Origin of the sequence: Clostridioides sp. ZZV14-6154 (genome assembly GCF_020657785.1) — a bacterium.
Lineage (GTDB): Bacteria > Bacillota > Clostridia > Peptostreptococcales > Peptostreptococcaceae > Clostridioides.
Map to the genome: position 1 here is coordinate 20,651 of NZ_JAGWCY010000014.1, position 22,945 is coordinate 43,595.

The following is a 22,945-nucleotide window of genomic DNA, read 5'->3' on the forward strand; positions in this document are numbered from 1 at the left end:
AAGTTTCATGATTCTTACTACTTCTATTCATCGCTTTTTAAATCATTTAAATTTTCTAAATATTTTGATTTAATAGTTATTATATACACATTAAAATGTATTGTCAACACAAAAAAATAATTATCTGTATTTTTTTATTATTTATTTTTGTCAAGCAATCTTCTAAATCATGCTAACGATTAAAAATAGTATGGTATTACTCCTTAAATTTTTTTATCTTTTCATCTATTATACTCAATAATTTTTTTTCATCTTCCAAACTCAACGCATTTAATCTAACTTTGTAATTAAAATTATCAGCATATACATTTAATATATTTTTTGTCACTTCTATTTTTTCTACTACTTTATAATTAAATTTTTGATTTTTTCTAGCTTTTATACTGAAGATACATTGATTATTTATTGATATTGAATGATTATCAAGAGTAAGATATACTTTTCCCTTATATCTATTTGAAAAATCACGACCTTGTTTAAAAAGAAAAACTGCTGTTATTATACATAAAAGATACAAAAATGTTGTTGAATATATAAAAATTGTGGCCAAGATTATAAGGGCTAAAACCATATTTATAACCATTCCCTTTTTGAAATAACCATTGTCATAATAATTCATATAGATAAACTTATTTTTACTCAAATTTTCTCACTCCTAAAACTCTAAAAATTTATATTAAAAAACTCTACAATTTCATCTTCATGATAATTTATTACTAGTTCTTCTGGAAAATTTACTGATTTTAAAACTTTCTCTGCACTTTCAAATTCACCTATAGAATAACATATATGAGAATCTGTACCAAGAATAACTCTTACACCATATTGTTTACATAACAGCAACATTTCACTTGCATTTTCCCAAGTTCCAGTTCTATGAGAATTCAAACTTAATGAAGAGTTATTTATCTCTAGAAGAATATTTTTATCCTTTGCTTTTTTTACTATAGACTCATAATCTAAAGGGTATCTACTATCATCTGGATGCCCAATTATCTTTACTCTAGGTTTATCCATCACTTTTAAAATAGCATTTGTATTTTCTTCTTTTGTACCTGAAGCTATACAAGGTCTATGCAAACTTGCAATTATATAATCTAAATGTTGTAGCATATCTTCTGGAACATCTAAGTTTCCATCATAATCCATGATATTTCCTTCTATACCTCTAAGAATCTTTAAATCTTGTATTTGACGTGGAAGTAGATGTAAATTATAGAAGTAAAATGGATGTGGTCCTCCTGGCATATTAGGACCATGATCTGATATACCTAAATATTTTATATTTTTTTGAATTGCTTCTTCAACGTTTTCTTTAAAAGTACTATGTGCATGTCCACTTATTAAAGTATGACAATGTACATCTATAATAGCTTTTTTCATTAAATTTCCTCCTAATATCTTATATAAATTTTGTAGATAGTTAAAGGGCTATTTTAAAACTAAAGCTGTCAAAATAGACAGAGTAATGTTTTAAAACAGCCCCCCTTTTTGATTATTTTATATTTCTAAGTCTTTAAATTTATCTTTAAATAATTCTCCAATACTTCCTAGAGATTCTTCTACTTCTAAAAACTCTGTTATATCTTCTTCTGGTTCTCTAGTTGCCTCTTTTATTGAAACTAACATTCTCTTAGTTTTTGGTTTAAAATCAAGAATTTTAACTTTAATTTCGTCTCCAATATTAACAACATTAGTAACTTTAGCTACTCTAGTATCACTCAATTCAGAAATTGGTAAATAAGCATCTACACCTTCTTTGATTTGAACAAAGGCTCCCTTTTCTATAATTCTAAGAACTTTAGCATTAACAACATCATCAACTTGTAATTCTTTTGCTATTAAATCCCATGGGTCATTGTTTATATCTTTTAATGCTAGTGCAATTTTTTTAGTTTCTTGATTTACATCTAATACATAAACTTCCACTTCTTGGCCTTCAGAGACAACATCTTCAACACTTTCAACTCTTGCCCAAGCTAGGTTATTTATATGTGCTAATCCTTCAATTCCACCAATATCTATAAAGGCACCATAAGGCATTATCTTCGTTACTTTACCATCTCTTTTTTGACCAACTTCAAGAGAATTAAATAATTCTTCTTTAGCTAATTTAATACGAGCTTTTTCTTCTTCTCTTTCATGTTTAATTCTAGCTCTTTCGGCTTCTTTTTCTGCCTTAATTTGAACTCTTCTTTCTTCTCTCTCTTTATTTATACGTTCTTGTAATACATCTCTATGAGATGCTACAAATCTATTTTTTCTAGCATCCATTTCTTTTATATATACTTCTAAGTTAAGACCAACAAATTTAGACGTATCTGTAATAAATTTTGTGTCAAGCTGAGAAATTGGTATAAAAAATGTATATGTATTGTAATTAGCAAATACACCTTTTTCTATATTTTTTTCAACATTTACAGTTATTATTCTATGTTCATCATAAGCTTTGTGTAAATCAGCAAAATCTTTTTTTCTATCTAACTGTAACTTAGATAAAGTTATTGTTCCATCTTTTTGAGATACTTTTGTTATTATAGCAGTTATTTCATCATCTATATGATACAAATCTTCTATAGGTTGATTTTTTTCTATATTTAATTCACTTATAGGTATTATTCCATCAAACCCATAACCTAATTCTAGTTGTACTTCGTCATTTCTCACTGCAGTTATTTTTCCAGTTATCAATTCCCCAACTTTCACTTTGCTGAACACTTGCTCTTGTTGCTCAAGTAGCTCTTGCATTGTTAAATCATTTTCCATTATATAAACATCCTTTCCTCTTATTGATTATCATATCTGTAAATATTATACCATTAATATTGCAAATACTTACATTTTTCTTACTATAATTTTAAATTTTAATTCTAGTTTATATCTTTGTAAATTATAAAAAATATCTTCTTAAATTAAAATACAAATTTTAATTTTTATCTAATAAGATATGCTCCTAAAAACCTTATACTATTTAGATTTTACTCCTGTATTGCTTTAGGTTTTGATAGAGAACCTTTATAAAATATAAAGAAACAAATTGCTGTAATAGTAGCTGCTGTTATATCGGCAACTGGCTCTGCTAAAAGTACAGCAAAAAGTTTTTCATCAAAAAACATTGGAAGTATAAATATTAAAGGTATTAAAAGCACAACTTTTCTAAGAAGAGCTAAAATTAAAGATATTTTTGCTTTTCCAAGCGCTAAAAATGTTTGCTGGCAAGCTAATTGTATTCCAAACATAAAAGAACCAGCAAAATATATTTTTATACTCCAACTAGTCATACTAAGTAATTGTGGATTTTTGTTAAATATACTGACAAAAACCGTAGGGAATATCATAAGTAGAATCCACAAAATTGCAGAATATGTAAAACATGACAATAAACATAACTTAAAGGTCTTTTTTACTCTATCAATCTGTCCTGAACCATAATTGTAACTTATTATCGGCTGTGCCCCTTGTGTAAATCCCATGTTAGGAAGCATAAGAATTTGCATTATACTACTCATTATTGCCATTGAACCTACTGCTAAATCGCCTCCATACATCTGTAATTTGCTATTTAATGCTATAAGCACTAAACTCTCTGTAGATTGCATTATAAAAGGAGAAATTCCTAGCCCCAATACCGGTAAAATAATACTTGCTTTAGGCATCATGTATTTCTTTTTTATCTTAAGTATACTTTTCTTTCCAAATAGAAATACCAATACCCAAATAGCAGAAACTCCTTGTGCAATTATAGTGGCTAATGCAGCTCCTTTTACTCCCATACCAAATCCAAATATAAAAATTGGGTCTAGTATTATGTTTATCAAAGCTCCTATAGCAACCGTAATCATACCCGTTGTCGCAAATCCTTGAGTATTTATAAAAGTATTCATACCTAATGAAATTTGAACAAATACTGTACCTATTAAATAAATATTCAAATAATCCATTGAGTATCCAATTGTAGATTCGCTTGCTCCAAATAGCCAAAGTAAGGGTTCTTTTCCAATCTGAAAGCCTATAGTCAAAAGTATCGCCAAAATAACTAACACAGAAAAACTATTACTCATTATTTTCTCTGCTCCATCATTATCCTGTTCGCCCATTTTTATAGCAGCTAGAGGACCTCCCCCCATACCAATTAAATAACTACATGAAGTTATTATAATTATTATAGGAAATGCTACTCCGACACCTGCCATAGCAACTTCTCCACTTTCCATTCTACCAATAAAGATTCTATCTACTATGTTGTACAAAACATTTACAATTTGTGCAATAATAGCTGGTGTAGCCAATTTAAAAAGCAATTTACCCACATTCTCACGACCTAAATCAGTATTTGAATTTTCCATCTTAAAACCTCCTTAATAATTTAATATTTAAATCTATTACTATTAAAAATACATTTTATATAAAAACTTTATTTTATTGATAGACAAGTTTAAATTAATTTCCTCATAAATAATACTATACTATATTTCTTTTATCATAGTAAATATTTTAATACCAAATGAATTTAAATATTTTGCCTAAATAAAAAATATTTTTCACATACTTTCATAAAAAAACTATCCAAATATACTATTGGATAGTTTTATATTATATGTAGAGAAAGGGCTGATACTATAACTCCAGACAATAAATTGCCCAAAAATACCCCTATAAAAGCATCTTTTATTCTCATTTTTAGGATTGAGGCTATCGCAGATGCAGTCCATGTTCCTGTTGTTGGAAGTGGTATACCTACAAATAGTATTATACCTATTATTGAAACGCTTTTTAATTTCTTCATTCTTGAATTTATTTTTTTATCAATTGTGTTAGCAAGTCCCTTAAATAACTTTTTCCCTCTCAAAAACTGCAAGATGTGTCTAAACGTCAATATCAAGGGAATTGATACCAAGGTAGAACCAATCACACTAAATACATAAACCCATATAGGATTTAAGCCCATTGCAATGCCTATAGGAATGGCTCCTCTTAATTCTGTTACAGGAACCATAGACAAAATTAATATGTGCAAATATCCCAAACTATCCCCTCCTATTCTAAGTGATATAAAGCTACGAATTTATTTGTTCTATAACCTCACCATTTTTCTTGTTAACCAAAAATGCATTTTTAGCTAAGGAAAGCATAGGTAAATCACTTTTGGAGTCTGAGTATGCATATGAATTTTCATAATCAATCTCAATTCCAAGTTTATCTAATACAGCATTTATTCTCTGTATTTTTTCAATTCCCTTGCAGTTTTCGCCAATAAATTGGTTTTTGTATCTTGAATTTTCACAAAATAGTTCCGTACCTATAACCTCATCTGCAAAATCATAGTACTTAAAGTACTTCATATATGCATATGGAGATGCAGTTATCATAATTACAACATTATGTTCTTCTTTGTTTTTATATATTACTTTTTTCATAGACTCATTAATTTTTTTCATTATACAACTATCAAAAAAATCTTTTAACTCATCTTCGCTAAAATCTACTATTGGATAAAAGATTGCCTCTTTGGCTTTTTTCAAAGGGACTATTTTAACCAAATACATGATTAGAGTAAAAATTATGTATGGCAATTTTATAATAGTCTTAAGTGTTTTATTTTTTAAAGAATAAATAAAAAAGTCTACCATACTATCAGTATTTATAACAGTATAATCTATATCGAGCAATAATACACCTTTTTTCATAAGTATTTCCCCACCCTATCACTAAAAAATTAATATTATTAAACATGCAATTACCCATAAAATTACGTTTATTTTTAAAGCATTATCTTTTAGTACAATGTCAGTAGGATTTCCTTCATTTGTTTTATTAATTATATAATTATATCTAAGTACACCATAAACTACAAATATTGTTGTAAATATCATATCTGGCTTTTCTGGATTACTTGTAGAATATAATGCATAACATACAATTGTAGAACTTAATATAACTATCATCATTTGATTTAAATTTTCTATATCATAATCTTCTAGTATTTTTCTATGCTCAACTGCATCATCTTTTAAAATTATTATTTCTTTTTTACGTTTTCCAAGAGCTAAATACAGAGATAAAAAAAATGTACATAATATTATCCAGTTTGATAATCTAACATCTATAGCTACACATCCTGCATAAACTCTAAGTATAAAACCAAGAGATATAGAAAACACATCTAATAGAATTATATTCTTTAACTTAAGAGAATATAATATATTATTTATCAAATATAAAATGAGAATTATAGTCAGTTTGAAATTAATAATCGTTGACAAGCAAATTGAAATTAGAGCTAAAACAACAAATAATATATTCGCACTTCTTTTACTTATTCTTCCACTTGCTACTGGTCTATTACGTTTTTTAGGATGTTTTTTATCTTTATCCATATCTATAGCATCATTTAATGCATATGCTGATGATGATATCAAACAAAAACACACAAAAGCTATAAATGTATTTAACAATAGACTTATATTTAGTATATTGTTTGAAAATATTATAGAAGCAAATATAAATAAATTCTTTATATACTGCTTTATTCTCATTAATCTTATATAATCTGAAATTTTAGTAAGAAGATTAATTATTGTATTTGTCTGTTTCATAAACTTACTACCCTTTCAACATTATTTTTTAAACAGGATATGATTTTATCCCAATATTTAAAATTTCTATAAATCCATTGATATTACTAATTATTATAGTGACTAGCAACAATGATAAAAATATATTGTACATGCTTTTTTCATTTTTTCTAAGTGCTTTAGTAAAGTAAGCTAATAAAACTATAACTGCAAAACTAAAATTTATAGTCATTATACTTGAATTAGTCAGATTGTACCCTATTATACCATGTAAAACTAAATTAAATAAAATTATTCCCATACACAACTTAGGAACTCTTTTTTCTGAGTTCTCAATAACTGCTAAAACACAAAAACAAAATGCTAATAAAGTAAGAATAACTGGTATTGTTGCAACTTCTCCATTTTGCAAAAATAGTCCTTTTTTAATCTCCGCTCCAGGAAAATAAAAAACTGAATACAATAATCTTTCTATAATCATTGCAACTTTTTCTAAAATAGGCTCTCCACTTATAAACTTTGTATCATATTGTATTACATTTCCAAGATTCATAAAACTTTCATAAGATTTTGTTGAAACTACACAAATATATGCCATTAAAATAAATGTAATTAAATGCTTTAATATTTTACCTATTTTCAACTTAAATTCAAATATTATGTTAAGCAAATACAAATATATATTACTAATAGTTATTCCAAATAATGGTATAGCTGCTAATTCTACTAAATAAGAGTTTTTTCCATTCATTTTATTTGCAATAAATATAAAAAATATTAATGTAAACTGACTATATATAAATCTTTCTACATTCAAGGTCATAAATAGTTGTGGAAAAGAAAATATCATTATCATAGTAAGTAAAATTAAAGTTAATCTTTGCATTTTTATTTTTTTAATATGATTAAAAACTAAAGTTATAGATGTAGCACTAGTTACTATTTGTAGACAAATCAATCCAAATCCATAAGCACTATTAAAATCGGTTGTCCCTGGATTTGCTATCGAGGTACATAGTAAATATATTGGATATGCAAAAATTGATATAATAGCTGAAAATAATACATGCTTGCTATTATCTTGATTTATAGCAAATACATTTAAATTGAATAGTACACCTGTATCTGTATCTAATAATACATCATAAGTGTTGTTCAAATCATAAAATATTGTAGTTTTAGAAAAGAATGCTATCGTTATTATTAAATAAGTTATTGTGACTAATATAAATAAAAACATCTCATTTTTATATTTAAATATATTATTTTTCAATATATATCACCCTCCATTCATTATATAGGATTTGTTACTACCTACAATTTATTCTTTTAACTATAATAATCATTTTTATAATATCCTTACTTGTTTTATTGTAATTGAATAATTCCTTATTTACAACCACAATATTTACTTTATTAAAAGCTATAATTAAATAAAAATTATTTGTGTAATATATATTGGAAGCCTATAAAATTAGAGTTTGCAAGTGATTTCAATGTAAAATATTGGAATGATTCAATATAAAAATAGATGCTGTCAGTTAGTGTAGATAAAATTTCACTACAATAAATCAAAGCATAATATAAGGTGCTGTATCAAAATAGAGATAAGCCTCTTTTTCATTGTTGAAATGATGAAAATATATTTGATTCCCTACAAAAAAGAGTGCCTCATGAACTAAAAAGTTCATTTTGAGACACACCCTTATAAATTAAGCTATTATTAAATACTATACAAATTTTAAGTACATTATAAATTGATTATACTGTAACATTATTAACTCCATTTTCTTCCCATTGTTTAATTTCTTTTAACCTAGCAATTATCGGCAAATGCTGAGTACACTCAATTTCACATTTTCCACAAGCTATACATTCTTTAGCTTTTGCTTTACTATTCATTGTATAATTCCAATGTGCTAGCCCATAAACCGATTTTATCATTTCTTCATCACTCTTTTTAAACATCTGTTTTTCATTATAGAAAAGCATATATGCTGGAGTGTTTATATCTTTTGGACATACTTTACAGTATCCACAACCTGTACATATTTCATTCATGTTTTTACTTAATCTAGTTTCAATATCATGTATATCTTTATCTGAATATATTTTGTTCTCATCTGCAATTTTACAAGCATCATCTATATCCTGCTTTTTATTAACTCCTATTAACGATATATTTATTTGTGGAATTCCTATGTTAAATCTTAAAGCTGATTCTACAGTACTTTCACCTTCTCTTGCTAGAAAAGAAAGCTCTTCATTGTACTTTGGAATAGTTCCACCACTTAATGGATTCATAGCGACAACACCATATCCATTTTCAACAGCATGTTTAGCACCCTTTAATCTATATGGAAAGTTTAATATATTAATTCCCATAGTAACACCTTCAAACTTATTTTCATCAAGAACTTTTATGACTTCATCTCCTGGCTGATGAGATGAAAATACTATGTGGTCTATCAATCCTTCTTCTTTACATTTTAATAGACCCTCATACTGACCTCCAGGTCTCATTGCAAATTCATAATGTTCCATTTTTCTAATATTCCATATATGATAGAAATTTATTTTAGATACGCCCAATCGCTCTATTGACTTTTTTACAGCATCAATTGCTTTTTCTGCTGTGTCGTATTCTTTTGGCTTCCCTTTTGTAGATACGTAAAAATCTGTTTTACCACCTTTTATCATTTGTCTAAATGCTAGTCCAAATATATCCTCGCTTCTATCATCACAATACCCTGGTGCTGTATCAAAATAATTAATGCCTTTTTCATATGCATATTTAATTAAGTCAGCATTTTCTTGGTCGCTTTTCTCTAAATCAAATCTTAATCCTCCATATCCAACTACTGAAACCATTTTCCCAGTCTTTCCATATTCAACGTATCTCATAATAAATTCCTCCTTAGGTATATTAAGACTTAATTTCTCTATAAAAAATATTATACCATAAATATTTTCAGAAAATATTTATGGTATAATATTTTTTTTATGAATTATAAATTTTTATACTTAGGTCTTCATAGTCAAATTAAAAACTATAAAAAGGTTCAATATGCACTATTACTTGAGCATTTTCATTAATTTCTTCTTGTATTTGTTTCTCAATTTTATGCGTTAAGTCATGAGATTGCTCTACACTTATAAATGGGTCTACCATTACATGCATATCAATATAAATAACACTCTTACTACCTCTACTTCTAATATTATGCACATCTCTCACTTCATTAAATTCAAATACAATTTCCCTTACATACTCTTCATCTACAGCTACTCTATCAACTAAAATTCCAATAGATGGTTTAAATATTCCATAAGCTGAATAAATTATAAACCCAGAAATAATAATAGGAACTACAGATTCTATTATTACTGGAAATCCTAACTTAACACCAACTAAAGTAACCAATACTCCTAAAGACACAAATATATCACTTCTTGTATGCAATGAATCTGAAATCAAGACATAACTATTCAGTTTAGTTCCAACTCTATATTCATATATACAGACAAAAATATTTATAAAAAGAGTAATGACTAAAGCGATTAAACTTTCTATAGTTATAGAAGGTGTAACTGGGTTTGCTAGTCTTGATATAGAACTAAGAATTATCTTAACTGCTATAACAAATAACATACCACTAATAAATAAACTGGTTATAATTTCAAATTTTTTATGCCCATAAGGATGATCTTTATCTTTTGGTTTAGATGCAAAAAAAATACCTATTAATCCTACTATATTAGATGCTCCATCTGACAGAGAATGAAACCCATCTGCTGTCATACTATAGCTTTTAATTTTATTACCAATAATTATTTTTAATAATGCTACAGCAAAATTGGCAAATAAAATTATCCATAACACTTGCTTCACTTTTTTATAATTATCCATAACTGTATACCTCCTCCCTTCGACTTAATCGAAAAAAGACTATGTATCAATATCAATTGACTAGATAAGCAAATTGTATATAAGCACACTTACTATATTTATATTCAAAGTTGGTTGTACTTGTTCATTCAATTTAAAAATTAATTATGAATTAAAAACTATAATATAGGTTTTGTATACAAAAAAAATAAGTTATAGATAGTATTTAAAATACTATCTATAACTTAAGTTCATAATATAAACTATTAATTTTCTATACTAAACCTTCTTTAACTAAGAATGAATGAGCAACTTCTTCTGGTGATTTTCCAAGCTCATCAACTTGATAGTTAAGTTCTCTCATAGTTTCTTCATCTATTTTTCCTGAAAGCATATTCATCACTTTCTCTAACTCAGGATATTTCTTTAGAGTATCTTGTCTCACTAATGGAGCTGCATAATATGGAACAAAGAAGTTTTTGTCATCTTCTAATATCTTAAGATTAAACTTTTTAATAAGACCATCAGTTAAAAATGCATCTACAACCTGAGATTCATCATTGTCTAAAGCTGTATATCTTAAACTTCCATTCATAGCTTTTACATCTTTGAATTTTAGACCATAATCTCTAGAAATACCTACAAAACCATCTTCTCTATTTTCAAACTCTAAAGTTGGTGAGAAAGTAAAGTCACTACTATATTTAGTTAAATCAGAAATAGTGTTTATTCCATACTTCTCTGCAGTTTTAGGCATCATGGCCAATGTATAAGTATTGTTAAATCCAATAGGGTCAAGTAAAGTTAATTGATTCTCTTTTTCCATAGTATCTTTAACAACTTTATATGCTTCATCAGCATCTTTAATTGGTGCATGCTTCATTACATTTACTAAAAGTGTACCTGTATAATCTACATACATATCAAGTTCACCAGACTTAATAGCATTAAATGCAACAGAAGAACCACCTAGATTTAAATTCTTTTTAACGTTAAGGTCTGTATTTTTCTCTATCAATTCAGCATAAACATTACCAAGAATAAGTTGTTCTGTATAATCTTTAGAGCCTATAGTTATTGTCTCTTTTTTGCTTGAAAAACTTGAACCAAAAGTAACAAATAACATTGCAATAATTATTATAGCAGACACTACTTTAAGTCCTATATAATTTTTCTTTGGAACCTTTGGATTTAACCCTTTTGGAGTAACTGCAACTTCAATCTTACTAAATAAATAATCAACTAATAATGCAATTATACATGATGGAATTGCTCCTGCTAAAATCATATTGTTATTTACAGTTTGTACACCTGAAAATACTAAATATCCCAGACCACCAGCACCTATAAATGCTGCAAGAGTCATAAGACCAACCGCTGTAACAGCAGATATTCTAACCCCACCCATTATTATAGGCAAAGCTAAAGGAAACTGTATTTTAAATAAAGTTTGGTTTCTTGTAAGACCAATACCTTTAGCAGATTCTAATACTACTGGGTCAATACTTGTTATACCTATATATGTGTTCTTTACAATTGGTAATAATGAATATACTACTACCATAAATATTGCTGGTTTGCTTCCTATACCAAGTACTGGTACAAGAAGACCCAAAAGTGCCATTGATGGAACTGCTTGAACTAAGTTTACAAATCCAAGCACAATTTTTCTAAGAGATGAGATTCTTGAAATAATTATTCCTAGAGGGACACCCACTAGTATAGCTATCAAAATGGATGTAACAGTTAAGCTCATATGTTGTATCAAAAGCTCTATAATCTTATCTTTTTGCAATAGTATAAAATTGAAAAAATTACCCAAGGACACTCACCTCCATTTCTAGGAATTGCTCACTTAAAACAGAAAGTAAACTACTTCTAGTAATCAGTCCTACTAGTTTATTTTCACTTGAAACAACTGGAATATATCCAACTGAATTACAGTTCATTATATTTAGTATTTCCACTAAATTATCACCTTCATTTACATGCAAAGGCTCTCTTGACATAATATCACTAAGCAATGTCGATTTATCATGAATATCTTTCATATCTTTTACAGTAACAATACCTTTTAGTGTTCTAGCTCTATCTATGATTAGTAAGCTATCAACCTTACTGCTTCTCATAATTTCTATACCTTGAGTTACAGTTCTTGTTGAATTAACAGCAATAGGATTTTTTATCATAATATCTTTTGCTTTTATATATTCTGGATTATCCCAAACTCTATCTTCTCCAATAAAATCTTTTACAAAATCATTTGCTGGATTTCTAAGTATGTTCTCTGGAGTATCATACTGTGCTATTCTTCCATCTTTCATAATACAAATCTTATCAGCTATCTTTAAAGCTTCATCCATATCATGAGTTACAAATATTATAGTTTTTTTCAGTTCATCTTGAAGAGAAAATAATTGTTCTTGTAAAGATGTTCTTGTTATTGGGTCTAAAGCACTAAAAGGCTCATCCATTAATATTATTTCAGCATCAGTTGCAATGGCTCTTGCAACACCAATTCTTTGCTGTTGACCCCCACTAAGCTCTGAAGGATACTTATTTAGAAAATCATCACTATCAAGACCTACCATTTCAAGTAGTTGTAAAGTTCTTGCCTCAATTTCTTCAACTGACTTTTCCTTTTTTAGACGTGGAATTAACTCTATATTCTCTTTTATTGTAAGATGAGGAAATAGACCTGTGTTCTGTATAACATATCCTATTTTCCTTCTAAGTTCTATTTCATTTTCTTGAGAAATTGGTTTACCATTAATATATATTTCACCAGATGTAGGTTTTATTAATTTGTTTATAAGCTTCAAAGTAGTAGTTTTCCCACAACCACTTGAGCCAATTAAAACCACCAATGTGCCTGTTTCAACGGCTAGAGAAATATCATCTAATACTACATTATTTCCCATTTTCTTGGTTACGTTTCTTATCTCTATCATAATTTATCATCCCCTCTTTCGACAAGCAACCTTTGTCATCGCAATAAGTTGTTTTTATAATTATATCACAATATCCCCTTTATGTAAACAAAGTACGACTTTTGGGTTAATACATATTAGTAAACATTACTGTAAATACCAAGCATTTGTATACAATATTCAAAATCAAAAAATATAAAAAATAATAAAAAAATCTCGATAAAATAATACAACACTAGCCTTAATTATATATAATTAAAACTAGTGTTAATTCATTCATTTAAACAAATAGTTATAGTTGAATACTATCCATATACTCAAATAAAGTAATGTCTTTATAAGTTTCTTTTTTATCACTTAAGTTTGATATTGTGACTCCTAATAGTCTAATTTGTTTTCCATTCATTTCAACATTTCTCAATAAATTGTCAACACCACTTCTTATATCATTATATTCATCAATATAATGTTCTAAACTAAGACTTCTAGTTATCTGTGTAAAATCCTCATACTTAATTTTTAATGTCAACGTCTTTCCAAATTTCTCAGAGTTTCTTAATCTATGGCATACTTCCTCACAAAGTTCATCAAGGATATTACGTGTTTCCTCTTCGTCAATATCTAAGTTATGACTTAGTGTGGTCTCTGCTCCAACAGATTTTCTAACTCTATTTGGCTCTACTGGTCTGTCATCTATACCCCTCGCAAATTTATATAAGTCATATCCTCTCTTCTTAAATATACTCTCAAGTTCAAATAAATCTAAACATCTTAAATCATATCCTGTTTTTATACCTAAATTTTTAAGAGTATTTGAAGTGACTTTTCCAACACCAAAAAATTTACTTACAGGCAATTTATCTAAAAAATCCTGAACATTTTCTTCATTTATTACAGTCAGTCCATTAGGCTTTTTTAAATCTGATGCTATCTTAGCAAGAAATTTATTATATGAGATACCTGCTGAAGAGGTAAGTCCAACTTCCTTAAATATATCTCTTTTAATTTGCTTTGCTATTTCAATTGATGAATCAATATTCTTTTTATTTTTCGTTACATCTAAATATGCTTCATCTAAAGATAGTGGCTCTACTAAATCTGTGTATCTATAAAATATATTTCTTATTTGATTTGATACACTTTTATAGACCTCAAATCTAGGTCTTACAAAAACTGCATATGGGCACCTATTATAAGCTACAGCGGATGGCATAGCTGAATGTATGCCAAATTTTCTAGCCTCGTAAGAACACGTTGCAACTACTCCTCTGCTTTGTGGATTTCCACCAACAACCACAGGTCTACCTTTTAATTTTTTATTGTCTCTTTGTTCTATAGACGCATAAAAAGCATCCATATCTATATGAATTATTTTTCTATGAAGCTCCATTATTATCACCTTTTAAAGTATAAGTAGATTAAATTTATTTACATCACTGTTTTAATTATACCAAACTTATGTTTCTTTATGCTATTTTTTCATTTATTTTATTTATATATCAATATTTTCTCTTACTAAAATAGTTTATAATCAACTAATTCAATATAATTTATAAAAAATCATAAAAAACACTTGCAAAAACTAGGTAAAAGCTTTACAATAGGTATTCCAAGGAACTAAATTAAAATTCCTTATGGATAACAGTATATATATTAATTTAAATGGGATGTTTTAAAAATAAAAGACTGCCTTATACAAGACAGTCTACTGATTTTATTATAATTGTAATGGACTGCTCAAACTATTACTTTAAAACAGCCCATATTTTTTTGTATAATTATATTTTTAGCTATAGTAAAGATTTTGTGAAGGATACTCTGGGTCACAAGTTACATCTATACCAAGCTTTCTAAATGTTTGTTCATCATCTCTATTTAATATAGTAGTAGAATGAGCTTGACACCCTTTTAATAAAGCTAACTTTTCCATAGCAAATTGTGCAGTTGGATTAGTTACAGCGCAAATACTAAGAGCAGTTAAAACCTCTTGACAGCTAAGTGAAACATTTCTACTTGCTAAAGTTTTTGTTTTTAAATTTATAATAGGCTCTAATATTACAGGTGATATTAAATGCATATCATCAGATATATTGGCTAAATGTTTAATTGCATTTAGTACTGCTGCTGCTGTTCCATTCATTAAGTCAGAACCTTTACCAGTTAATATTGTCCCATCTTCTAATTCTAGTGACACTACAGGACAAGTATCATTTTTATCAGCATTTTCTTTTAACTTATTACTGTAATTTCTAGCAGGTAAAACAACGTTTCTATCTTCTGGCTTTAAGTTAAGTTCTTCCATAATCATTTTCATTCTATCATAAGCACCTTTATCAACTTGTCCCTTTTTATACTCACAGGCAGTTTTAAAGTATCTTCTTATAATTTCTTCTATAGAAGCTTTTCTTATTACTTCATCATCTATTATTCCAAAACCAACTCTATTAACACCCATGTCAGTTGGAGATTGGAAAATTGATTCTTTTCCAGTTATTTTTTCTATTATTTTTTTAAGCACTGGGAATAACTCTAAATCTCTATTATAGTTTACTGACATTTCACCATAAGTTTCAAGATGGAATGAATCTATCATATTTACGTCTTTTAAATCTACTGTAGCTGCCTCATAAGCTATATTTAAAGGATGTTTCACAGGTATATTCCAAACTGGGAATGTTTCAAATTTAGAATATCCAACTACATTTCCTCTTTTATTTTCATGGTATAACTGACTTAAGCAAGTACCAAGTTTTCCACTATTAGGTCCTGGTGCTGTTACTACTACAATTGGTTTTGTAGTTTCTATATACTCATTTGCTCCATATCCTTCATCACTAACTATAGTTTCAACATCTGAAGGATATCCCTTTGTTGGATAATGTTTATAAACTTTGATTCCTCTACGCTCTAACTTATTTATAAATACAGTCGTTGCAGGTTGTCCCTCAAATCTAGTGATTACTACACTATTTACATCTAGTTCATAACCTCTTAAATCATCTATTAATCTTAAAACTTCCATATCATAAGTGATACCAAAGTCACCTCTTATTTTATTTCTTTCTATATCTCCTGCATACACGCAAATTACAACTTCAACTTTTTCTTTCATATGTTGTAATACTTTTATCTTTGCATTTTCATCAAAACCTGGAAGTACTCTTTTTGCATGAAGGTCTCCCATTAATTTTCCTCCAAACTCCAAATAAAGCTTGTCAAAATTATTTACTCTCTCTAAGATATATTTAGACTGCTCTTCTAAATATTTTTTGTGGTCAAATCCTATTTTCATCTTAACACCTCACTAAATTAAATTTCTTTTTGATAACAGTATGTTTATATATATTTTTTTAGTAAAACATCTTATAAAAAAATGTTAATACTTTTTCACTCAAAGTAATATTATACATTTAAGATTAATTTTTTTCAAGATAGTTTTATGGTAAATAAGATATACTTATATTATTAATAAAATAAGAATATTATATTTTATATATTTAAATATAATATTCTCATCTTAACGTTAATTTATTTTAATATTTTTATACATACTTTATTCTAAATTTAAAACCTTCCTAATATCTTCTATACCTTGATAAACTTCTTGTTTAGAAAAATTCATAGACTCTAATTCTTCATCAGTTTTTTCCATAAGCATAGTATAAAATTCTATTGCTATATACTGCATATTTTCACTATTTACAGTTTTAGCTTTATCAAATAAAATTTCTTCTGCTTCATTCACATTTCCCTGGAAAACTAATCTTTTTAAAGTTATTAATATAACTTCTTCTTCAGTATTATATACTAAATCTTTTTCTTCATATTCACTGTATTTTTTCCCCAATAAGAATCTTGCAACCATAAGTTTTATCTCATTGAAAATCTTATCCACTATAGCCATATTTACATCTCCTATAAATAAAATTTATTTTCTTTTTAATTATACCAAACTTTCTAGAGAAAATTATTGTATGTAAATAAAATAATGAATAAATAATTTTTGAATAATAAAAAAAGAAGGTAGCGGGGGATATCCGACTACCTTCAAACACTAGATTGTGATTGGTTTGGTATTTTGTTTATACCCACCATAAGCTTCTTTAAATCATTTAAATTGATTTTTTTAGCATCCACATCCTCCATCAAAAACGTCACCACATTCGCAAAGTATTAATAATAATATTAAGAAAGGTATCCATGCACATAAGTCCATTTCAGCCCAACAGTCTTGGAATGCTAAGAATAAGAAAAATAATATTATTATCCACCAAGCACATCCGCCAAATCCGCCTTCACCAAAAAATCTATCCAACATAATATGTTACCTCCTAGTTATTTTGTATGTGGAGTTTCAGCTCCTAAAATATACTATGTTTAAGGTCTCATATTTGCTAATGATTTTTTTAAATTTTTTTATACAATTTTTCAGAAAACACTATTGACTTACACTTAACTTATTTCCGTCACTATCTATAACTATGTCTCCATTAGAAGTAAGAAAAGTTTTTATATCTAATTTTTTTAATATTTCTAATACTTCTTCATCAGGTTCTTTTTTCTGTGAGCAAGTAATAGCAGCATATTTTGGTGAAATAGATTTTAAAAATGCTTCACTTAATTTATCATACCTTCCATGATGAGGAATTTTCACAAAATCGTATTTTAAAGTATTTTTACTTATAAATTCAGCTAAACGTTCTTCTTCTGCATCTCCTGCAAACAAAAAGTTATGTGTTCCATAATTTATACTAGTGATTATCGAGTAATCGTTTGAACTCTCATAATTACTTTTTAAAGCTGGCTGTATGCTTATTTTTGCTTTATTGATTACAATATTCATTTTTTCTTTCAATACTGTAGGCTCTATACCAGTTTTTTTAAGCGAGTTAATATATTCATCATATTGTTTACTATCTTTTTTATAATTTGCTTGTATTAAATTATTCACTTTAACACTGGACAACACACTATCAACTCCACCTATGTGGTCTTTATCTAAATGAGTTAAAATTAGATAATCAAGCGTATTTATACCTTTTTCTTTTAAATTATTAACTATTTGTTCACCATCTTTATCTTCTCCTGTATCAATCATTATAGCTTTCTTGCCTATCTCAATTAATATGCAATCTGACTTTCCAGTATTTAGTATAGTAGTTTTAAATGCAGTATTTTCTATATCATTTTGAATATTATTTTGACTCATACTATTTTTCTCACTATCTAAATAAGATTTACTTGTTGATTCTGTCTTACCATTAGCAGTTACATTTACTACAATCAATAGCACTGCAATCAAAGATACCGTTGTAATTAAAAACATGATATCTTTTAATATTATTTTCTTCATCCAAAAGCTCCTATAAATTTTATTTATTACATATTTATAGTATAGCAATGCTGACATAATAAAATACACCTAGAAAAAGGGCAAATTCTAGGCATATTTGTGGCATTAAATATAACAAATAGTTTAGTTTTATAATTGTAACTAAGTATTTTTTAAAATATCAATTAATACTATCTTTCTAAATTTAAATCTTCAAACTCTTTTATTTTATCATTAGATAAAACACTCTTCTTAGTTGATTGTCCATTTTTTCTATCAAAAGTATTTTTAGCTTTTACACCTGATAAGAATTTACCAGCTCCATTAATACAGCCTTCTTCGCACATCATTCCTTCTATAAAATTACCTTCTAATCTACCTAATTTAGCCATTGTCATTGTTTTCTTAATTTGTCTTGGTCCAGAAACTTTTATAGGCTCAAAATCAAAACTGATACCTTTTTCAGCAATATAATTCTGTATTGATTTTGTGAGCCCACCAGACGCTCCAAATCCCCTTCCAAAAATTGAACCATCATTTATATCATCATTTGAGCATTTTGACAAATCTACATTAAAAGCTTCAAATAATGCCATTAGTTCTTCAAAAGTTAGTACATAATCCACTGCATCTTTTAAACATTCCTCAGTTGCCTCACTCTTTTTTGCAGTACATGGACCTATAAATACTACCTTAGCATCAGAATCAAATTTTTTTACGAATCTTCCTGTGGCTACCATAGGTGATACTGTAGAAGATATTTTATCAACTTCATCTGGGAACATTTTCTCTATATATTTAAAGAACCCAGGACAGCATGAATTTGTCATATACTTATCTCCAGATTTTATTCTTTCAATGAATTCATTACTTTCACGAACTGTAACTGCATCTGCTCCACAAGAAGCTTCTATCATATCTATAAATCCTAGTGATTTTACAGCATTTTTTAATTGTCCATATGTAATGTTACTATCAATTTGACCTGTTATTGCTGGAGCTACTATCGCATACATATTTTCTTTTCTTGCAAGTTTTTTTGCAACTGGTACTATCAAACTCTTGTCAGATATTGCTCCAAATGGACAAGCTGACATGCATGCGCCACAATTTATACAATTATCTTCATGTATCATAGCTTTCATAGTATCTCTATTAAAATCTAACGCACCAGTTGGGCATACACTTTTACATGGTCTTATAACCTCTGAGATAGCATCATATTGACATGAACTTTTACACATTCCACAAGCTTTGCATAAATCATGGTTTATATAAGCTCTTCCATTTATATAAGAAATTGCTCCAAACTTACAAGCTTCTTTACATCTATGTGCCAAACACCCTCTACAAAGTTCTGTTACTGTAAATTCATTTATTGGACATCTATCACATGCAGCTTCCACTATATACATAATTTGCTCATTGGAGCCTAAATTTACTGAATCTGGATTTATATTTTCATATTTAGTATTTGGTGTCAAACTCAGTGCAAGTTGTGCTCGTTCAAGAACTACCTCTCTCTCTTTATAAACGCAGCATCTATATCTTGCTTTCTCTCCTTTAATTATTTCATATGGAATTTTTTCTATGTTCTCTTTTGTTAAATTTTCCTCAATTGATAGTTTTGCTACAACTGTTAAAATCTCATGTTTCAATCTTTTTAGCTGTGTTTCAAACTCAAACATAAGTACTCCTCCCTATAAACCACCTATTTCACCTATATTTATACTCTTATGTATATTGTATTTTTTATTTATTTCCATAAATTATTATAACATAGGCATGGTCTTTGTTAAGTTATATACAAAATATTATATATCTAATTTTTATTTTAAGTACTTAAATATATTAATATAAGTCTAAATAAAAATAGAGTTATCCTAATGTTAAATTACAACTTAGAACAACTCTATTCTTCATCTATATTTTTTATGATTATCTATAAATCTATTTTTCTAGATTTATATCACTAAAATCTTTTATTTTTGTATTTGCTAAAATACTTTTCTTAGTTGATTGAGAATTTTTTCTATCAAAAGTGGTTTTAACCTTTGCACCTGATAAGAACTTACCAGAACCATTTATACATCCACCTTCGCACATCATACCTTCTATAAAGTTTCCTTCTAATTTTCCTAAATTAGCCATAGTCATTGTCTTCTTAATCTCTCTTGAACCAGAAATTTTTACAGGTTCGAAATTAACTCCAATACCTTTTTCAGCAAGATAATTTTCTATAGCTTTTGTAAGTCCACCAGCAGCACCAAAGCCTCTTCCAAATATTGATGCATCATCTATATCTTCATTTGAACACTTAGCTAAGTCTATATCAAATGCTTCAAATAGTGCCATTATTTCTTCAAAAGTTAGTACATAATCAACAGCTCCTTTTAATTCCTTTTTAGCCGCTTCATTCTTTTTAGCTGTACAAGGACCTATAAATACTACTTTTGCATCAGGTTCATAATTTTTTATAAATCTTCCACTAGCTATCATAGGAGATACAGTAGAAGATATTTTTTCTACAAGGTCTGGGAATGTCTTTTCTATGTAACCAACAAATCCTGGACAACAAGAGTTTGTCATAAAAGAGTCTCCTTCTTCCATTCTTTCAGCAAACTCTAAACTTTCATGAACTGTAACTGCATCTGCTCCACAAGCAGCCTCTAGTACATCGACAAAACCTAATGATTTTATAGCATTTTTTATTTGACCATATGTAACATTTGCTTCAACTTGACCTGTTATAGCTGGAGCTACTACTGCGTACATTTTTTCTTTTTGTACTAATTTTCTAGCTACTGGAGCTATCAAACTCTTATCAGATATCGCTCCAAATGGGCATGCTGACATACACGCACCACAGTTTAAACATTTATCTTCATGTATCATAGCTTTCATATTTTCTCTATCAAACCCTAAAGCATTAGTTGGGCATACGCTCTTACATGGTCTTACAACCTCTGAGATGGCATCATATTGGCAAGCTTTTTTACACATTCCACAAGCCTTACATAGTTCATGATTTATATAAGCCATTCCCCCAACATGTGTAATAGCACCAAATTTACAAGCTTCTTTACATCTATGTGCTAAACAACCTCTACATATATCAGTTACTGTAAATTCGTTTATTGGGCAACTATCACATGCTGCTTCTAAAATATATATTATTTGTTCATCTTCTCCTACATCCATTGTATCTAAATCTATTTTATCTTGACCTGGCAATAGTCCCATACTTACATTTACTCTTTCAGATATTATAGCTCTTTCTTTATAAACACAACATCTGTATGTAGGTTTCTCGCCTTTTATTATTTCATATTGAATATTATCCATTGCTTCTCTTGTAAGGTTATCTTCTTTTCCAAGCCTAGCTATTGCAGTTAAAACATCATGTCTTAATTTGTGTATTTGTGTTTCAAATTGAAACATGTTAATACCACCCCCGTAAATAATTTTATACGGTACTATTATAGCATAATATTTCCTTTTATTAATATATATGTAAAACATTATATATTTAATTTTTATTTTATCGAATTTATATACTGTTTTTTTGTTTTATTATATAATAATAGTGATATTTCTGAAATTTCACTATTTTTAAATTTTATTTTCAGTCTATTTTATAATATTTTTTATTATTTTTTTATATTTTACTCTTTATTTTTCAATTTATATATTACATTTTTTGATATTAAATTTGCTAAACCTCATCAGATTTCTATTTTATTTTCTTTCATTGTTAATATATTTTTTAGCAAAATTTTTTAAATTCTAAAATTGATTAACTTTTTTTAAAATTTTAATTGCTTTTTTTTAAAATTTATGCTATATTAATAGAACAGACTTAATTTATTTAGTTTGTATTTTTTAATAAAGCGGAGGTTTTTTTATAATGAAAAACGGAATAGTAAAATGGTTTAATAGTGAAAAAGGATTTGGATTCATATCAGTAGAAGGAGAAGACGATGTTTTCGTACATTTCTCAGCTATACAAACTGATGGATACAAAACTTTAGAAGAAGGCGAAAAGGTTAGCTTTGATATAACTCAAGGTAATAGAGGACCTCAAGCTGAAAACGTAAATAGAATATAATTATTTAATTTAAATATATATATTTTAGAAAAGGAGCTACATAAGGCTCTTTTTTGTTGTCTAAAAAAAATAAAGAAGTTACCTTAAAAAAGTGCTAAACTTAAAACAACT

Annotated in this window: 20 protein-coding genes and 1 other annotated feature (1 of these 21 only partly in view); of the genes, 1 reads left to right on the forward strand and 19 read right to left on the reverse strand. The window is 27.7% G+C overall.

The window, feature by feature from the left end; all coding sequences use genetic code 11:
• Positions 1-40, reverse strand: a binding site (T-box leader) (it extends 205 nt beyond the left edge of the window).
• A gap of 156 nt (positions 41-196) precedes the next feature.
• From KGF45_RS17790 to KGF45_RS17880, 19 genes are all read right to left on the reverse strand, one after another.
• The gene (locus KGF45_RS17790) at positions 197-643 is read right to left on the reverse strand and encodes a hypothetical protein (RefSeq protein ID WP_227842971.1); all 447 of its coding nucleotides are present in this window, start codon (positions 641-643) and stop codon (positions 197-199) included.
• Positions 644-663: 20 nt separating this feature from the next.
• Positions 664-1,383, reverse strand: coding sequence for a phosphatase (locus KGF45_RS17795; RefSeq protein WP_227842972.1), 720 nt, complete (start codon positions 1,381-1,383; stop codon positions 664-666).
• A gap of 117 nt (positions 1,384-1,500) precedes the next feature.
• Positions 1,501-2,766 (reverse strand): 30S ribosomal protein S1, encoded by a 1,266-nt coding sequence (locus KGF45_RS17800; protein ID WP_227829839.1) that lies wholly within the window; start codon positions 2,764-2,766, stop codon positions 1,501-1,503.
• 212 nt (positions 2,767-2,978) lie between these two features.
• Entirely contained in the window at positions 2,979-4,346 is a 1,368-nt protein-coding gene (locus KGF45_RS17805) for an MATE family efflux transporter (RefSeq protein ID WP_227829840.1), read from the reverse strand.
• Positions 4,347-4,588: 242 nt separating this feature from the next.
• Entirely contained in the window at positions 4,589-5,026 is a 438-nt protein-coding gene (locus tag KGF45_RS17810; protein WP_227829841.1) for a COG2426 family protein, read from the reverse strand.
• A gap of 31 nt (positions 5,027-5,057) precedes the next feature.
• Positions 5,058-5,687, reverse strand: coding sequence for an HAD family hydrolase (locus KGF45_RS17815; RefSeq protein ID WP_227829842.1), 630 nt, complete (start codon positions 5,685-5,687; stop codon positions 5,058-5,060).
• Positions 5,688-5,708: 21 nt separating this feature from the next.
• The gene (locus KGF45_RS17820; protein WP_227829843.1) at positions 5,709-6,596 is read right to left on the reverse strand and encodes a decaprenyl-phosphate phosphoribosyltransferase; all 888 of its coding nucleotides are present in this window, start codon (positions 6,594-6,596) and stop codon (positions 5,709-5,711) included.
• Positions 6,597-6,624: 28 nt separating this feature from the next.
• Positions 6,625-7,848: a DUF6080 domain-containing protein gene (locus KGF45_RS17825; RefSeq protein ID WP_227842973.1), complete on the reverse strand. Its 1,224-nt coding sequence runs from the start codon at positions 7,846-7,848 to the stop codon at positions 6,625-6,627.
• A 488-nt stretch (positions 7,849-8,336) separates the two neighbouring features.
• Positions 8,337-9,479 (reverse strand): aldo/keto reductase, encoded by a 1,143-nt coding sequence (locus KGF45_RS17830; protein ID WP_227829845.1) that lies wholly within the window; start codon positions 9,477-9,479, stop codon positions 8,337-8,339.
• 139 nt (positions 9,480-9,618) lie between these two features.
• A complete protein-coding gene (locus KGF45_RS17835; RefSeq protein ID WP_227829846.1) occupies positions 9,619-10,485 on the reverse strand; it encodes a cation diffusion facilitator family transporter in 867 nt (288 codons plus the stop codon).
• Between the two features lie 253 nt (positions 10,486-10,738).
• Positions 10,739-12,286, reverse strand: a complete 1,548-nt coding sequence (locus KGF45_RS17840) for a glycine betaine ABC transporter substrate-binding protein (protein ID WP_227829847.1) — start codon at positions 12,284-12,286, stop codon at positions 10,739-10,741.
• On the reverse strand, positions 12,279-13,415 hold the full coding sequence (locus tag KGF45_RS17845) for an ABC transporter ATP-binding protein (protein ID WP_227829848.1): 1,137 nt from the start codon (positions 13,413-13,415) through the stop codon (positions 12,279-12,281). Before KGF45_RS17845 ends, KGF45_RS17840 begins: the two co-directional genes overlap by 8 nt.
• A 271-nt stretch (positions 13,416-13,686) precedes the next feature.
• The gene (gene dinB / locus KGF45_RS17850) at positions 13,687-14,784 is read right to left on the reverse strand and encodes a DNA polymerase IV (RefSeq protein WP_227829849.1); all 1,098 of its coding nucleotides are present in this window, start codon (positions 14,782-14,784) and stop codon (positions 13,687-13,689) included.
• A gap of 396 nt (positions 14,785-15,180) precedes the next feature.
• Positions 15,181-16,686: a DUF1846 domain-containing protein gene (locus KGF45_RS17855; RefSeq protein WP_227842974.1), complete on the reverse strand. Its 1,506-nt coding sequence runs from the start codon at positions 16,684-16,686 to the stop codon at positions 15,181-15,183.
• Positions 16,687-16,947: 261 nt separating this feature from the next.
• Positions 16,948-17,298 carry a DUF6483 family protein gene (locus tag KGF45_RS17860; protein ID WP_227842975.1) on the reverse strand — a complete coding sequence of 117 codons (351 nt, stop codon included), beginning with the start codon at positions 17,296-17,298 and terminating at the stop codon, positions 16,948-16,950.
• Between the two features lie 222 nt (positions 17,299-17,520).
• Positions 17,521-17,712: a hypothetical protein gene (locus KGF45_RS17865; RefSeq protein ID WP_003418667.1), complete on the reverse strand. Its 192-nt coding sequence runs from the start codon at positions 17,710-17,712 to the stop codon at positions 17,521-17,523.
• 120 nt (positions 17,713-17,832) lie between these two features.
• Positions 17,833-18,747: an MBL fold metallo-hydrolase gene (locus KGF45_RS17870; protein WP_227842976.1), complete on the reverse strand. Its 915-nt coding sequence runs from the start codon at positions 18,745-18,747 to the stop codon at positions 17,833-17,835.
• Between the two features lie 170 nt (positions 18,748-18,917).
• Positions 18,918-20,414, reverse strand: a complete 1,497-nt coding sequence (locus KGF45_RS17875) for a 4Fe-4S dicluster domain-containing protein (protein ID WP_227841404.1) — start codon at positions 20,412-20,414, stop codon at positions 18,918-18,920.
• Positions 20,415-20,676: 262 nt separating this feature from the next.
• Positions 20,677-22,167: a 4Fe-4S dicluster domain-containing protein gene (locus tag KGF45_RS17880; RefSeq protein WP_227842977.1), complete on the reverse strand. Its 1,491-nt coding sequence runs from the start codon at positions 22,165-22,167 to the stop codon at positions 20,677-20,679.
• Positions 22,168-22,633: 466 nt separating this feature from the next.
• On the opposite strand from KGF45_RS17880, the gene KGF45_RS17885 reads away from it, so the two are divergent.
• Positions 22,634-22,834 carry a cold-shock protein gene (locus tag KGF45_RS17885; protein ID WP_227436749.1) on the forward strand — a complete coding sequence of 67 codons (201 nt, stop codon included), beginning with the start codon at positions 22,634-22,636 and terminating at the stop codon, positions 22,832-22,834.
• Positions 22,835-22,945 lie beyond the last annotated feature (111 nt).

Excerpts from the sequence above, each read along its gene's own strand:
- KGF45_RS17795 (WP_227842972.1), bottom strand. The coding sequence starts at position 1,383 with ATGAAAAAAGCTATTATAGATGTACATTGTCATACTTTAATAAGTGGA.
- KGF45_RS17800 (WP_227829839.1), bottom strand. The coding sequence starts at position 2,766 with ATGGAAAATGATTTAACAATGCAAGAGCTACTTGAGCAACAAGAGCAA.
- KGF45_RS17805 (WP_227829840.1), bottom strand. The coding sequence starts at position 4,346 with ATGGAAAATTCAAATACTGATTTAGGTCGTGAGAATGTGGGTAAATTG.
- KGF45_RS17815 (WP_227829842.1), bottom strand. The coding sequence starts at position 5,687 with ATGAAAAAAGGTGTATTATTGCTCGATATAGATTATACTGTTATAAAT.
- KGF45_RS17820 (WP_227829843.1), bottom strand. The coding sequence starts at position 6,596 with ATGAAACAGACAAATACAATAATTAATCTTCTTACTAAAATTTCAGAT.
- KGF45_RS17830 (WP_227829845.1), bottom strand. The coding sequence starts at position 9,479 with ATGAGATACGTTGAATATGGAAAGACTGGGAAAATGGTTTCAGTAGTT.
- KGF45_RS17835 (WP_227829846.1), bottom strand. The coding sequence starts at position 10,485 with ATGGATAATTATAAAAAAGTGAAGCAAGTGTTATGGATAATTTTATTT.
- KGF45_RS17845 (WP_227829848.1), bottom strand. The coding sequence starts at position 13,415 with ATGATAGAGATAAGAAACGTAACCAAGAAAATGGGAAATAATGTAGTA.
- dinB (WP_227829849.1), bottom strand. The coding sequence starts at position 14,784 with ATGGAGCTTCATAGAAAAATAATTCATATAGATATGGATGCTTTTTAT.
- KGF45_RS17855 (WP_227842974.1), bottom strand. The coding sequence starts at position 16,686 with ATGAAAATAGGATTTGACCACAAAAAATATTTAGAAGAGCAGTCTAAA.
- KGF45_RS17860 (WP_227842975.1), bottom strand. The coding sequence starts at position 17,298 with ATGGCTATAGTGGATAAGATTTTCAATGAGATAAAACTTATGGTTGCA.
- KGF45_RS17865 (WP_003418667.1), bottom strand. The coding sequence starts at position 17,712 with ATGTTGGATAGATTTTTTGGTGAAGGCGGATTTGGCGGATGTGCTTGG.
- KGF45_RS17870 (WP_227842976.1), bottom strand. The coding sequence starts at position 18,747 with ATGAAGAAAATAATATTAAAAGATATCATGTTTTTAATTACAACGGTA.
- KGF45_RS17875 (WP_227841404.1), bottom strand. The coding sequence starts at position 20,414 with ATGTTTGAGTTTGAAACACAGCTAAAAAGATTGAAACATGAGATTTTA.
- KGF45_RS17880 (WP_227842977.1), bottom strand. The coding sequence starts at position 22,167 with ATGTTTCAATTTGAAACACAAATACACAAATTAAGACATGATGTTTTA.
- KGF45_RS17885 (WP_227436749.1), top strand. The coding sequence starts at position 22,634 with ATGAAAAACGGAATAGTAAAATGGTTTAATAGTGAAAAAGGATTTGGA.